Below are 14830 nucleotides of genomic sequence, written 5' to 3'. Positions count from 1 at the left end.
TATTTGTAGCAAAGTAAACTAAACCGTTTTAATATAAAACGGAGACGCCTGATAGTGAACGCTATTCGATTTTAATCCAAAGTGTAATCCGAATCAGTTATTTTAAGCTATTAAAACTGTACATCACTAATTATCACATCTATTTCCAAAATAAATTTGGAAACAACGCATAAAAAAAGCCATTCTTTCGAATGGCTTTTTTACTATATAAATAAAATTAGATTTTAAATCTTTTTCTATCAGTTTCTGTCAAATAAATTTTTCTCAATCGAATAGATTTTGGAGTTACCTCAACATATTCATCTTTTTGAATGTATTCTAAAGCTTCCTCTAAAGAGAAAATAATTGGAGGAATAATTCTTGCTTTTTCATCATTTCCAGAAGAACGTACGTTAGACTGTTTCTTAGCCTTAGTTACGTTTACGCTCATATCATCGCTACGAGAGTTTTCTCCAATTACTTGACCTTCATAAATTTCATCATTAGGATTAACGAAGAATTTACCACGATCTTGCAATTTATCGATAGAATAAGGAATTGCTTTACCATTTTCCATAGAGATCAATGAACCATTGTTACGACCAGGAATTGCTCCTTTGAAAGGCTCATACCCGATGTAACGGTGTGACATGATAGCTTCACCAGCAGTAGCAGTCAACAATTGATTACGCAATCCGATAATTCCACGAGATGGAATATTGAATTTTACAATCATACGTTCTCCTTTACCTTCCATGCTCAACATTTCTCCTTTACGGATAGAAACAAACTCTACAGCTCTACCAGAAAGATTTTCAGGTAAATCAATAGTTAACTCCTCAATTGGCTCACATTTTTTACCATCAATTTCTTTGATAATAACTTGTGGTTGACCTATTTGTAACTCATAACCTTCTCTTCTCATTGTTTCAATAAGAACAGATAAGTGAAGTACACCACGACCAAAAACCATAAACTTATCAGCTGAATCAGTCTCACCCAATTTCATTGCTAAGTTTTTCTCTAATTCTTTTGTCAAACGGTCTCTAATATGTCTAGAAGTTACAAATTTACCCTCTTTACCAAAGAAAGGAGAGTCATTAATTGTAAACAACATACTCATAGTAGGCTCATCGATAGTAATTGTTTGTAACGCTTCTGGGTTTTCAAAATCAGCAATTGTATCTCCAATTTCAAAACCTTCAACTCCTACAATCGCACAGATATCTCCAGCGATTACTTCTTGAACTTTTTTACGACCTAATCCTTCAAAAGTATGTAATTCTTTAATACGTGATTTAACAATTACACCATCTCTTTTACATAAAGAAATTTGCATTCCTTCTTTCAAAACACCTCTTTCAAGACGACCAATAGCGATACGACCTGTAAAAGCCGAAAAGTCTAATGACGTAATCAACATTTGAGGAGTTCCTTCAGATACTTTAGGAGCAGGTACATTAGCGATAACCATATCCAATAATGCTTCAACATTATCAGTTACGTTTTCCCAATGGTCAGACATCCAGTTATTTTTAGCTGAACCGTAAACAGTTGGGAAATCCAATTGTTCTTCAGTAGCTCCTAATTCAAACATAAGGTCAAAAACCTTTTCATGAACTTCTTCAGGAGTACAGTTTTCTTTATCAACTTTATTTATAACAACGCATGGTTTCAAACCAAGGTCTAATGCTTTTTGTAATACAAAACGCGTTTGTGGCATAGGCCCTTCAAATGCATCCACAAGTAAACAAACTCCATCAGCCATATTTAATACACGCTCTACCTCTCCACCGAAATCGGCGTGACCAGGAGTGTCAATAATGTTGATTTTTGTTCCTTTATACTGGACAGAAACATTCTTAGAAGTAATGGTAATACCTCTTTCGCGCTCTAAGTCGTTGTTATCAAGGATTAGATCACCTGTGTTTTCGTTGTCACGAAATAATTGACAGTGATACATAATTTTATCAACCAAAGTTGTTTTACCGTGATCGACGTGGGCAATAATTGCAATGTTTCTAATAGATTCCATCTGTGATTTTTAATGGCTGCAAAGGTACACTTTATTTTGATATAAAAAATATTTCTGTAATAGTTTACATATTGTTAATCTATTAGATAGCAAAAACACTTAATATATACCTACAAAATAAGTTTCAAAGACTACTATTTAATTAACAATATTTAATTACATTTGAGTAATGAAAAACAAACCAAATCAAATAACCATCATATATATGCTTATAGCATTGTTTGCGGCTATTATTTTTCATAAAATATCCTTACAACACTCTTCAATAACGAATTACCCTCTTTACAGTTTTTTAAAAGATATCATCTTAATTCTTTTTACTGCAATAATATATCGTTTTATTTTATCCAAAAATGAAAACCAAAACAAGACTGTTATAGAGAAACAGCTAAAAACAAATAATGAAATAAAAGAATCCAATGATAAATATGATATTGTTGCCAAAGCTACCAGTGACACTATATGGGATTGGAAAATACAAGAAGACAAACTCTACTGGAATAAAGGAATAAAAGCTATTTTTGGCTATAATGAAGACGAAGTTGGAGACAGCTCAAAATGGTGGTTTGACAACATCCACCCAGAAGACAGCATTAAAATGTCTATCAAATTATACTCCTTCATCGAGCAAAAAACTGAAAACTGGCAAGATGAATACCGATTTAAATGTGCCGACAACTCTTACAAGTACGTGTTAGACAGAGGCTTTCTTTTGAAAGACGAGAATGGAAAAGCCATTAGAATGATAGGAGCAATTCAGGATATAACCAAGCAAAAAGAGGAAGAATTACGTCTTAAATTACTAGAAACCGTAATTATTCAAACCAAAGATTCTATCATCATTACCGAAGCAGACTTCAACGAAAACAAACTTCCGAAAATAGTTTATGTAAACCCTGCTTTTTCAGTAATGACTGGTTATGAATCCGATGAGATTATAGGAAAATCTCCCGATATTCTAAAAGGCCCAAATTCAGACATCAATGGAATCAAAAAAATAGTTGACGCCATAAAAGATAGAGAAGAGAGCCTGATAGAAATGATCAGTTATAAAAAAAATAAAGAAGAGTTCTGGCTGCGATTCTCCATGATTCCTATTTATAATTCAGAGAATGAGCTATCTCATTGGGTTTCCATACAACGTGATGTATCTGACGAGAAAAAACAAGAAAAAGAAAAAGAACAACTGATTAGGGAACTAACCAAAAACAATAAAGACCTAAAAGAATTTTCTTACATCACTTCACACAACCTCAGAGCCCCAATATCTAATTTAACAGGTCTTTTAAACCTGATTGAAGATATCGATATAGAAGATCCTGAGTTAAAAGAAATTATGTTTGGCTTCAATAAATCAACTCATTTATTAAACGACACTGTCAACGACCTAACAAAAGTGATGATAATCAAAGACAACCCTTCCATCCAAAAGGAAGCGCTGTCACTTAAAGAGGTTTTCGAAAATGTTTTCAGCCAACTTTCGTTTCAAATAGAAGCTTGCAAACCAATCTTAAAAATTGATTTTGAAAAAGTTTCTGTCCTAAACATAAACAAGACCTACATTGAAAGCATACTTTTAAACCTTATGACAAACTCTATAAAATACAGAGAAGAAAGTCGAACTCTAAAAATAACAATTGCCGCCAGCCAACTTAACGATTCCATAACACTCGTTTTTAAAGACAACGGTATCGGAATTGACTTAGAAAGAAATCGGGATAAAGTTTTCGGGCTTTACCAAAGGTTTCACGATTACCCGGACAGCAAAGGACTAGGCCTATATCTAGTGAAATCGCAAGTAGAAGCTATGGGCGGAAGCATCAACATTGAAAGCGCAGTCAACAAAGGGACCACATTCACTTTAATATTCAAAAACAAATAAAAAAATGTTAGACCTAATTTTATGCGTCGATGACGATCCCATAACGCTCATGCTGTGCAAAAAAGTAATTAGCAAGACTTTGTTTTCAAATGAGATAATAACGGCGCAAAACGGAGAAAAAGCACTTGACTACTTTGACGCAATCAAAAATTCAGATATAGATAACAGTGGTCATAAACTGCCTCAGTTAATTTTTCTAGACTTAAACATGCCAGTAATGGGTGGCTGGGAATTCTTGGATTGCTTTAACAGTTCCGAATATTCTGATTTTAGTACCATAAAAGTAGTTATCCTTTCCTCAACAATAGACCCAGAAGATTTAGAAAAAGCTAAAAAATACCCAATGGTCATTGATTTTTTATCAAAACCTATCACGCTATCAATGCTTGATTATCTAACTGCTAAAATACAGCCCTAAGAGGCTTAATCTAAAAGAGGGACGACCAGATTCTTTTTCAAAAATACAACACTACCTAAAACACATTCTATCTACCGATATAAGAGTCAGAGCAGACTAGCGCTTTAAGACATTTAGAAAATACTACAAAACATAAAAAAAGCCCCTTAAAAGGAGCTTTTTTTTATAGAATCAATAAAATGTAAATATTACAATTTAGAAACAAATTTCGTTAATTTAGATTTTAAATTAGATGCTTTGTTATCATGAATGATATTCTTTTTAGCTAACTTATCAATCATAGATATTACATTTGACAATTTAGATGTAGCATCTACTTTATCAGTTGCTATTCTCAATGCTTTTATAGCATTACGAGTAGTTTTATGTTGATATCTATTTAATACTCTTCTCTTTTCGTTACTTCTAATTCTTTTTAGAGCTGATTTATGATTTGCCATTTTATTATGTTTTTATCTTTTACTATTCTTTTTTTGTAGTCCGTAAGGGAATCGAACCCCTGTTACCAAGACGAAATCTTGGCGTCCTAACCCCTAGACGAACGGACCATTATCCTTCTAAGTTAGTTATTAATCTAAATCTTAGATTAATTTGTAGCCCGTAGCGGAATCGAACCGCTCTTACATGGATGAAAACCATGCGTCCTAACCGATAGACGAACGGGCCATTTTTCCCTCTGAGTTCAGGATAACTTTAACATGCAAAAAAAATAGTAGCCCGTAGCGGAATCGAACCGCTCTTACATGGATGAAAACCATGCGTCCTAACCGATAGACGAACGGGCCCTGCTTCTCTAATGCGGATGCAAAAATACAACTATTTTTGAAACGCACAATAGTAGATGCGAAAAAATTTATTTTTTTTTAATATGCCTTAGCAAACAACACCCTTCCTTTAGACTCAGCCCCAGTAAACACACAGCTTCCAGCCTCTTCTAGCCTATCTAATGGAATACATCTAATAGTAGCCTTCGTTAGGTCCTTTATCTTCTCCTCAGTGGCTGCAGTTCCGTCCCAATGTGCTGATACAAAACCTCCTTTGTCATTTAAAACAGCTTTAAATTCCTCAAAATTATTAACTTCAGTAATATGGCTGTCTCTATAATTTAAAGCCCTGTTGAACAAATCTTCTTGAATCTGAACTAATAAATCGCTAATATAAGTTGCCATTCCTTCTTTGGGTTTCACTTCCTTTGTCAAAGTATCCCTTCTAGCGACTTCAAAAGTTCCATTTTCTAAATCTTTAGGTCCAACAGCAATTCGCACAGGAACTCCTTTTAATTCCCATTCAGCAAATTTAAATCCTGGCTTTTGAGTTGTTCTGCTATCGTACTTAACAGAAACATTCAATTTTTTTAATGCCTCTATTAATACATTTACTTCAGCTGTAATTTCACCTAACTGCTCATCTGTTTTGTAAATTGGAACTATAACGACTTGTATAGGAGCTAAATTAGGTGGTAAAACCAACCCTTTATCATCTGAATGCGTCATTACCAGCGCTCCCATTAATCGCGTAGAGACACCCCATGAGGTTCCCCAAACATATTCTTGCTTTCCTTCGGCATTAGCAAATTTAACGTCGAATGCCTTTGCGAAATTCTGACCTAAAAAATGGGACGTTCCCGCCTGAAGCGCTTTACCGTCTTGCATTAATGCTTCAATACAATACGTCTCTTCAGCACCCGCAAATCGTTCCGTCTCTGTTTTTATGCCTTTAACCACTGGAATAGCCATGAAGTTTTCTGCAAAATCAGCATATACGTTCATCATTTTTTCAGATTCCTCTATAGCCTCATCCTTAGTTGCATGTGCAGTATGACCTTCTTGCCATAAAAACTCTGCAGTTCTCAAGAACAAACGCGTTCTCATTTCCCAACGAACTACATTCGCCCATTGGTTGATTAACAAAGGTAAATCCCTGTAAGATTGAACCCATCCTTTATATGTAGACCAAATAATCGCTTCACTAGTAGGACGCACAATAAGCTCCTCCTCTAGTTTTGCATTTGGGTCCACCATTAATTTTCCGGGTTTATCCGGATCATTTTTCAGTCTGTAATGTGTCACGATGGCACATTCTTTAGCGAATCCTTCCGCATTCTTTTCTTCGGCCTCAAACATGCTTTTAGGAACGAATAAAGGAAAATAGGCGTTTTCATGCCCTGTTTCTTTAAACTTTCGATCTAACTCCGCTTGCATTTTTTCCCAAATGGCGTAACCGTAAGGCTTGATAACCATACAGCCTCTAACTCCTGAATTTTCAGCTAAATCAGCTTTAACAACCAGTTCATTATACCATTTTGAATAATCTTCTGATCTTGTAGTAAGGTTCTTACTCATATTGAATAGTTTGGCACAAATTTTGCATTATTTTATTTAACTAAATAGTTCGACAAAACTAACTATTTTTGTAGTGTGCAACAATAAAAAACCTTACAGATATGAAAACTTATATTTTTTCATCAAAAAAAACTTCATTTATCCCTATAATTGGATTCTTGAGCTTTTTGATGGCGTCCTGCGGATCCTATCAAAACAGATCCTATTATGATAATGACGGAATCTATGGAAACTCAGACATTAGCAATGTAGAAAATGTACCACAGGCCGACAAAAACAATCACTACAAAGATTATTTCGGCTCGTTGCAAGACGACAACCAATCAACCGAAATCTTCACAAATATTGACGATTATAACGACTACGACGCTATAAACGACAGTTTACAACAAACAAATTCGAATTATGCCGACTGGGGAAATAACTATTCTAAAACAGACATTACAATATACCCTAACAATTGGGGATTCAATTTTGGATATGGATTAGGATACTCGCCTTTTGGATTAGGCTACTCTTCTTTCGGATGGGGTTATTCTAACTATGGCTGGGGATATCCCAATTATGGATATGGATATTCAAACTTCGGCTGGGGATATCCATATTATGGATACGGTTTTTCTAATTATGGCTGGAATAACCCGTACTATGGGTATTCTAATTACGGCTATAATTATAACAATCGTAATTATTCATCCAACCCAAGTAGAAGAGGTTCCTCTTCCTCTTATTCGAATTCTGTAAACACAAACAGAAACTACAGTTCAAGAAACTCCTCTCAAAACAGAACGAGCACCAATAGGAATACGAACAGTTTTGACAATAGAAGAAACTCTACCAACAGCAGTAGCACATCAAGAACTAGCCCAACTTTTACCAGAAGAAGCCAATCACAAAATCAATCTTACAGCACCCCTACACGAAGAGCGAATACAAACACTAGTAGACAAACAAATTCAAATAGTAGCCGAAACGACAACTATTCCCCTTCTAGATCAAGCAATGACAGCTATTCTCCTTCAAGATCAAGCAATTCTTCCGAGAGCGGAAGATCTTCATCAGGAGGTGGCGGCGGTAGATCATCATCAGGAGGAGGCAGAAGATAACCTCACTCTCGTTTATCAAAAACATAAATTGTATCAAAATGAAAAAATACCTATTTTTATTACTTACGGGGCTTACCTTTGGTATTGCTCAATCACAAGAGATTAAGGATGCATTGCGCTACTCACAAGACAACCTTAACGGAACGGCACGTTTCAAGGCTATGAGTGGTGCTTTTGGAGCGCTTGGTGGTGACTTTTCCTCAATTGGGATAAATCCAGCGGGATCATCTGTTTTTTCTAATAATCAATTTGGAATAACAATAACCAATAGCGACATAAAAAACAATTCCAATTATTTTGGTACAACTACAACCGAGAAAGACAATTCCTTTGATATAAATCAAGCTGGAGGCGTTTTTGTATTTCACAACAAAAGTTTAAATAGTGGCTGGAAAAAGTTTTCATTAGCAATAAACTATGAAAACAATAACAACTTCAATAACTCCACATTTTCAGCCGGAACCAATCCAAATAATTCCGTTGGTAATTATTTTATAAGCTACGCAAATGGCGTTCCTCTAAACATCCTGGAAGATTCCTTTTATGAAAATTTAGATCATGGTACACAACAAGCTTTTTTAGGCTATCAAGGTTACGTTATTAATCCGACGACCTCAGACTCCAACAATACTCAATACACCTCAAATGTTGCTGAAGGAGGAAACTATTACCAAGAAAACACAAGCTATTCACAAGGCTATAACGGAAAATTATCCTTTAATGCAGCAACCTCCTACAAAGACAGATTATACTTTGGAATAAACCTGAACTCTCATTTTACCGATTTCAGACAATCAACTGTATTTTATGAAGACAACAACAATGCATTAGATTCCAATTATAGAGTAACCAAGTTGCAATTTAAAAATGAACTCTATACTTACGGAACAGGGTTCTCATTTCAATTGGGAGCCATCGCAAAAGTAACTAATGAACTTAGACTCGGCTTAGCTTACGAATCTTCGACCTGGTATAATCTAAACGATGAATCTTCTCAAAAACTTATTGCCGTGAGTAGTAACGTTGATGGTGACTTGCCGAACGATGTTGTTGACCCAAGAATTACAAATGTTTATGCACCATATAAATTACAAACGCCAAGCAAAGTGACAACAAGTTTCGCCTATGTTTTTGGCAAAAGTGGTTTAATAAGTATCGATTACTCAATAAAAAATTACAGTAACACTAAATTTAAGCCTGAAAACGACAGCTATTTCAGCGGTCTCAATACTAACATGAGCAATACCTTAGACAATTCAGGCGAATTAAGAATTGGCGGCGAGTATAAAATCAACAAACTAAGTTTAAGAGCAGGATATCGTTACGAGCAAAGTCCTTATAAAAATGGAATTACAATAGGAGACTTAACCGGATATTCAGCTGGTTTAGGATACAACTTTGGATCCACAAAAGTAGACTTAGCTTATGCTTATGCAGAAAGAGATTCACAACAAGGTTTTTTCAGCCAAGGATTAATTGATGGCGCTCAAATAAATTCCATCAATAATACTGTTTCGTTGACTATGTTGTTTGAATTGTAAATATCTTTTATATAACAAAAAAGGAAAAATAAAAAAAATAGCTTATTAACCGTCTTGCTTTTTTATAACAAGACGGTTTTTTTAGCCCTGATGGAAGTCTAAATCCTCCCGATTTCTTTTCGGGAGATTGCAACGTACAGCAGGAATAGCTCCATAAAAAACAGGGAAAAAACTTCTGTTTGAATAAAAAAACGTAATTTTGCACTCCAATTTACAAATCTATGAGAACCAAGTCTTTAAAAAAGAATAAAATCAACGTAATCACTCTTGGATGTTCAAAAAACATCTACGACAGCGAAGTATTAATGGGGCAACTACGTGCAAGCGGAAAAGATGTGGCGCATGAAGCTCCAGCTGCTGAAGAGGGAAACATTATTGTCATCAACACCTGCGGATTTATTGATAATGCAAAAGCAGAATCAGTAAATATGATTTTAGAATATGCCGATAAGAAAGAAAAAGGATTGGTTGACAAGGTTTTTGTTACAGGATGTTTATCAGAACGTTACAGACCCGATTTAGAAAAAGAAATCCCTAATGTTGACCAATTCTTTGGAACCACAGAGTTACCACAATTATTGAAAGCATTGGGTGCCGATTATAAACACGAGTTGCTGGGAGAGCGATTGACTACTACCCCAAAAAATTATGCTTACTTAAAAATTGCTGAAGGTTGCGACAGACCTTGCAGTTTTTGTGCTATTCCTTTAATGAGAGGAAAACACGTTTCTCAACCTATCGAGAAATTAGTAAAAGAAGCGGAAGGACTAGCTAGAGACGGTGTGAAAGAATTGATTTTGATTGCACAGGATTTAACTTATTACGGACTTGATATCTACAAAAAACGTAATCTTGCAGAATTATTAGAAGGATTAGCAAAAGTAGAAGGAATTGAATGGATTCGTTTGCATTATGCCTTCCCTACTGGTTTTCCTATGGATGTCTTAGATCTAATGAAACGCGAGCCTAAGATTTGCAACTATATTGATATTCCGCTACAACATATTTCAGACTCAGTACTAAAATCAATGCGTCGCGGAACTACTCAGGAAAAAACAACTAAATTATTGAAGGATTTCCGTGAAAGAGTTCCCGGAATGGCGATAAGAACAACCTTAATTGTAGGATATCCTGGAGAAACTCAGGAAGATTTCAATATTCTAAAAGACTGGGTTCAAGAAATGAAATTTGACAGAATGGGTTGTTTTGCTTATTCTCACGAGGAAAATACACATGCTTATTTATTAGAAGATGATGTTCCGGATGATGTAAAACAGGACCGTGCTAACGAAATCATGGAATTGCAATCACAAATTTCTTGGGATTTAAACCAAGAAAAAGTAGGGAAAACTTTCAAATGTATTATCGACAGAAAAGAAGGTGGTCATTTTGTAGGAAGAACTGAATTTGACAGTCCAGATGTAGATAACGAAGTGCTTATTGATGCCTCAAAGCATTATGTAAAAACGGGAGACTTTGCTTTGATAAAAATCATCGAAGCCACTGAATTTGACTTGTATGGAGAACCAGCTTAACTTTAAGCCATTCGTCAATTGACAAACCATTTATAATAGCAAACATGAAAACAATTCAAATATTTTTAGTTTTTACAGTTACATTATTATTCAGTATAACCGTTTCCGCTCAATACGGTAACAATGGTTACGGTAACAACGGTTACGGCAATAACAATGGCTATGGTAGGAATCAAATGAGCCAAATGGGACAAAACCGAGAACCAGATAAGCCGAAAGAGATTCCAGTTGAAGTAACCGTTGCTAAAATAATGGAAAAACTAAAAACGGAACTTGTTTTAGATCAGTTGCAAGAAATTGCCATATCAAATGTTTTAAAAGAAAGCATCAGGTCACAAGGTATTTTGATAAAAGCAGAAACCAGTCAAGAACAAAAAATAGAAGAGGTGAAGGCACTATCTGAAGTCACAGACAGAAAGGTGAATGAATTTTTGAATGAAGATCAAAAAGCGAAATACAAAGCACTTAACGAGCAAAGCAATAACTCAAAAAAGTCAAGAAGAAAAAGATAACTATTTTGCACTATAAGAATCCATCCTAATATATGAAAAAATATTTTTATTACTTGATTTTTGCTGTCGCCATAACTTCGTGCGCAACTAATCCTTATAAAGCTAGCGAAAAAGAATATGATACAAAACTCAAAACTTTTAAGGAAGTAATTTCAAATAAAGAGCCTGAACCATTGCCTGTTGTTACTAAAACCATAATAAGTATTGACAACGCGTATACTAAGCAGTTATATACTTTTAAGGACACTATTTCAAAAATGGGCTCAACGGCTTTGGACAATGGAATTCAAACAAAATGGATCAGTACCGTAAATTTTAATTTACGAAAACCAAATTTCATTATTATTCACCATACCGCACAAGATTCACTGCAACAAACCATAAAAACATTTACGCTGACAAGAACACAAGTAAGTTCACATTATGTGATTGCTGATGACGGTAGTGTGGTGCAAATGCTTAATGATTACATGCGCGCTTGGCATGCCGGTAAAGGTTCTTGGGGAAAAGACACCGATCTTAACTCGTCATCTATAGGGATAGAGTTAGATAATAACGGAATAGAACCGTTCTCAGAAGCACAGATTACTAGCCTGATGGCCCTATTGAGCAAATTGAAAAAGGAGTACAATATACCAACACAAAATATTATTGGTCATTCAGATATTGCCCCAAGTCGCAAGACTGACCCAAGCGTATTATTTCCTTGGAAAACGTTGGCCGAAAATGGATTTGGTTTATGGGCAGATGAAACACTAGAACCTGCTCCTATCGCTTTTAATATCGAACAGGGGTTGAGAATCATTGGTTATGACACTAAAAACCTATCGTCTGCGATAATGGCTTTCAAACTACATTTTATCCAAACTGAGATAAATGACATCTTAGATGAAAAAACAATCAATACCATTTATTCTATTTACAAGAAGCAATAAAAAAATTAATTTATATAGAAAACCGTTCTTTGGTAAAATCAAAGAACGGTTTTTTTATGCAAATATTTTAAAACAAAAGTAGCTACTGTTCAATACTTCACACTTTTTTCTATCCTAAAATACGCTCTATATTTTCTAATTCAGCTGTTGAAAAATGAAGATTCTGCAAACTGCCAATATTATTATTCAATTGTCCCACAGAACTCGCACCAATTAAAACTGAAGTGATACGCTTGTCCTTTAATAACCAAGCCAAAGCCATTTGAGCCAATGATTGACTTCGTTGTTGTGCTATTTCATTCAAGGCTATAATCTTTTGCACTTTAGCATCAGATATTTCCTCCGCTTGTAAATGACCATTAGGATTAGAAGCTCTGGAATTTTCCGGAATCCCTTTCAAGTATTTATCGGTGAGAAGTCCTTGTGCCAAAGGAGAAAAAGCAATACAACCTACCCCTTTTTCTTCAAGAACATCTAGTAATCCAGCTTCTGGTTCCCTAACTAACATTGAATATTTCGCTTGGTGAATCAGACAAGGGGTTCCCAATCGTTTCAGAATTTCTGCAGCCTTTTTCGTTTGTTCTGCATTGTAATTAGAGATTCCTGCATAGAGTGCTTTACCACTTCGGACAGCATAATCTAGTGCCATCATAGTTTCTTCCAAAGGAGTCTCAGGATCAAAACGATGCGAATAAAAAACATCCACATAATCAATATTCATACGCTTCAAACTCTGATTTAAGCTCGACAATAAATATTTACGAGAACCCCAATCTCCATAAGGACCCTTCCACATTGTATAACCTGCTTTAGTCGTAATCAAAATTTCATCACGTAAGTTTCCCTGAAAATTATTTTTTAAAATTTTACCAAAATTAGTCTCTGCAGAACCTGGAACTGGTCCGTAATTATTAGCCAAATCAAAATGAGTAATTCCTTTATCAAAAGCCTCTTTTACAATATTCTCTCCATTCTCAAAACTATCGACTGAGCCGAAGTTGTGCCATAATCCTAAGGAAATTTGGGGTAATAACAAACCACTATTTCCGCATCTATTGTATTCCATGTGTTTATTTATTTTTTCGAATTCTAATTTAAGTATCTTAACAATACCGAAAGATACTAAAATGTAAAATAGTAATGCATAAATAGCAACAAGTGTTCTTGATGCAAAGCCTCCTTTTTGTAGACATAGTAGTTTAATGAGTTTTGATTTTTTATAGAAAACCTTTAGTTGAATCGCGCCGATAAGTCAGTTTCTAAAAAAAATAAGATTACTTATTCTTAAACTCATTTGTCCCTTAAAGTCACCATTGTTCTAAAAAGCTAGTAGTAATTAAAAATCAATCCCTTACAATGTTTCTATTTTTTGCAATAATTATATTTCAATTTAAAAATATAAATCATGAAACTACTTGTTATTTACGGCACTACAGAAGGATAGACCTGCAAAATTGATCACTATACGGAAGCTATTTTTCACAACGCAAGATAGCAAGTAACAATTGCTGACACCACCCCCGAACCGAGAGCAATAAAGACTTATGATGTAACGATAATTGGTTCATCAATACATATTAACAAATACCACTCTGTTGTAAAGCATTACATCAAACAATATGTTCCCGACTTGAATCGAATGCCTGGAGCTTTTTTCTCAATCTCACTTGCTGTGGCATCGGATATCGAGGATGAACATACTGAAGTTAAAAAACTAACTACTGATTTTCTGGATTATACTAGATCGAAGCCATTGATGACTTCCCAAATTGCAGGAGCATTGAAATATACCGAATACGAATACTTTAAACGATTAATCATGAAAATGATTTCTAAAAAACAAGGAAGTGCAACAATTACATCACAAGATTATGAAGATACAAATTGGGATGAAGTAATAAAATTCATGAATGATTCCATAAATCGAGTATCTCAAAAGCCTTAATTTGTGTATTTTTGATTTCAGTTAACGATTAATTCCATACTAATAAATCATATTATGAGAAACAGTAGACCTTGCTATTTTTTTATTTTACTTTTCGCCATTCTAACCACCGTTTGTACCGCTCAAAAAAAAAAGAAGAAAGAACTTACATACAAATACACCGCAGATAACCTAGAATTATACAACACCATTGTCGGTATGGACAGTATTTTTTTTCAAGCCTACAATACTTGCGACCTTGCTAAACAAGCCGCAATCTATTCGGATAATATCGAATTTTACCACGATCAAGGCGGTTTAATGACGGTGAAGCAAGAAATTTTAGACGGCACTGAAAAGTACATCTGTGGTAAAGTAACTCGGGAATTAGTAAAAGAAAGTATCGAAGTCTATCCTATCAAAGATTTTGGAGCTATAGAAATAGGACTGCATAAGTTTCATAACAACACTGAAAAAGAAGGAACCCCATCTCATGCCAGCAAGTTTATCATTTTCTGGAAAAATGAGAATAATAAATGGAGCATTACCAAAGTGGTTAGTTTACATTAGTTTCCTTAGAAAACAAAAAAAAACCATTCACCGCAGCGAATGGTTTTTTTT

Annotated in this window: 13 protein-coding genes and 3 tRNA genes; 9 read left to right on the top strand and 7 right to left on the bottom strand. The window is 34.8% G+C overall.

Annotation, left to right across the window (positions count from 1 at the left end):
* Nucleotides 1–217: 217 nt before the first annotated feature.
* Entirely contained in the window at nt 218–2014 is a 1797-nt protein-coding gene (gene typA, locus HJ01_RS09365) for a translational GTPase TypA (RefSeq protein WP_007138141.1), read from the bottom strand.
* Between the two features lie 169 nt (nt 2015–2183).
* Here typA and HJ01_RS09360 point away from each other — a divergent pair, with 169 nt between their 5' ends.
* Together HJ01_RS09360 and HJ01_RS09355 are read left to right on the top strand one after the other, a co-directional pair.
* A complete protein-coding gene (locus tag HJ01_RS09360; protein WP_007138140.1) occupies nt 2184–3896 on the top strand; it encodes a PAS domain-containing sensor histidine kinase in 1713 nt (570 codons plus the stop codon).
* A gap of 4 nt (nt 3897–3900) precedes the next feature.
* The gene (locus HJ01_RS09355; protein WP_040473829.1) at nt 3901–4314 is read left to right on the top strand and encodes a response regulator; all 414 of its coding nucleotides are present in this window, start codon (nt 3901–3903) and stop codon (nt 4312–4314) included.
* 188 nt (nt 4315–4502) lie between these two features.
* Here HJ01_RS09355 and rpsT read toward each other — a convergent pair whose 3' ends face one another.
* From rpsT to proS, 5 genes are all read right to left on the bottom strand, one after another.
* Complete coding sequence (gene rpsT / locus HJ01_RS09350) at nt 4503–4754, bottom strand: 30S ribosomal protein S20 (RefSeq protein WP_040473828.1); 252 nt, start codon at nt 4752–4754, stop codon at nt 4503–4505.
* Nucleotides 4755–4790: 36 nt separating this feature from the next.
* Nucleotides 4791–4862: transfer RNA gene (locus tag HJ01_RS09345), tRNA-Glu, on the bottom strand.
* 46 nt (nt 4863–4908) lie between these two features.
* Nucleotides 4909–4980, bottom strand: a tRNA-Glu gene (locus HJ01_RS09340).
* Nucleotides 4981–5027: 47 nt separating this feature from the next.
* Nucleotides 5028–5099: transfer RNA gene (locus HJ01_RS09335), tRNA-Glu, on the bottom strand.
* Nucleotides 5100–5177: 78 nt separating this feature from the next.
* Nucleotides 5178–6656, bottom strand: a complete 1479-nt coding sequence (proS, locus tag HJ01_RS09330) for a proline--tRNA ligase (RefSeq protein WP_007138137.1) — start codon at nt 6654–6656, stop codon at nt 5178–5180.
* 101 nt (nt 6657–6757) lie between these two features.
* On the opposite strand from proS, the gene HJ01_RS09325 reads away from it, so the two are divergent.
* The 5 genes from HJ01_RS09325 (at nt 6758) to HJ01_RS09305 (ending at nt 12285) form a co-directional block, all read left to right on the top strand.
* Nucleotides 6758–7762 (top strand): hypothetical protein, encoded by a 1005-nt coding sequence (locus tag HJ01_RS09325; RefSeq protein WP_007138136.1) that lies wholly within the window; start codon nt 6758–6760, stop codon nt 7760–7762.
* Between the two features lie 38 nt (nt 7763–7800).
* A complete protein-coding gene (locus tag HJ01_RS09320) occupies nt 7801–9303 on the top strand; it encodes an OmpP1/FadL family transporter (protein WP_007138135.1) in 1503 nt (500 codons plus the stop codon).
* Nucleotides 9304–9524: 221 nt separating this feature from the next.
* The gene (gene rimO / locus HJ01_RS09315) at nt 9525–10838 is read left to right on the top strand and encodes a 30S ribosomal protein S12 methylthiotransferase RimO (RefSeq protein WP_007138134.1); all 1314 of its coding nucleotides are present in this window, start codon (nt 9525–9527) and stop codon (nt 10836–10838) included.
* A gap of 44 nt (nt 10839–10882) precedes the next feature.
* Nucleotides 10883–11350: a hypothetical protein gene (locus tag HJ01_RS09310; protein ID WP_007138133.1), complete on the top strand. Its 468-nt coding sequence runs from the start codon at nt 10883–10885 to the stop codon at nt 11348–11350.
* A gap of 32 nt (nt 11351–11382) precedes the next feature.
* Complete coding sequence (locus HJ01_RS09305; protein WP_007138132.1) at nt 11383–12285, top strand: N-acetylmuramoyl-L-alanine amidase; 903 nt, start codon at nt 11383–11385, stop codon at nt 12283–12285.
* 109 nt (nt 12286–12394) lie between these two features.
* Here HJ01_RS09305 and HJ01_RS09300 read toward each other — a convergent pair whose 3' ends face one another.
* The gene (locus HJ01_RS09300; RefSeq protein ID WP_007138130.1) at nt 12395–13351 is read right to left on the bottom strand and encodes an aldo/keto reductase; all 957 of its coding nucleotides are present in this window, start codon (nt 13349–13351) and stop codon (nt 12395–12397) included.
* Between the two features lie 438 nt (nt 13352–13789).
* On the opposite strand from HJ01_RS09300, the gene HJ01_RS09295 reads away from it, so the two are divergent.
* On the top strand, nt 13790–14230 hold the full coding sequence (locus HJ01_RS09295; RefSeq protein ID WP_081478706.1) for a flavodoxin domain-containing protein: 441 nt from the start codon (nt 13790–13792) through the stop codon (nt 14228–14230).
* Nucleotides 14231–14284: 54 nt separating this feature from the next.
* Nucleotides 14285–14779, top strand: a complete 495-nt coding sequence (locus tag HJ01_RS09290; protein WP_007138128.1) for a nuclear transport factor 2 family protein — start codon at nt 14285–14287, stop codon at nt 14777–14779.
* Nucleotides 14780–14830 lie beyond the last annotated feature (51 nt).

The organism is Flavobacterium frigoris PS1 (assembly GCF_000252125.1).
Classification (GTDB): domain Bacteria; phylum Bacteroidota; class Bacteroidia; order Flavobacteriales; family Flavobacteriaceae; genus Flavobacterium; species Flavobacterium frigoris_A.
This window is presented reverse-complemented; position numbering and strand designations above follow the sequence as displayed.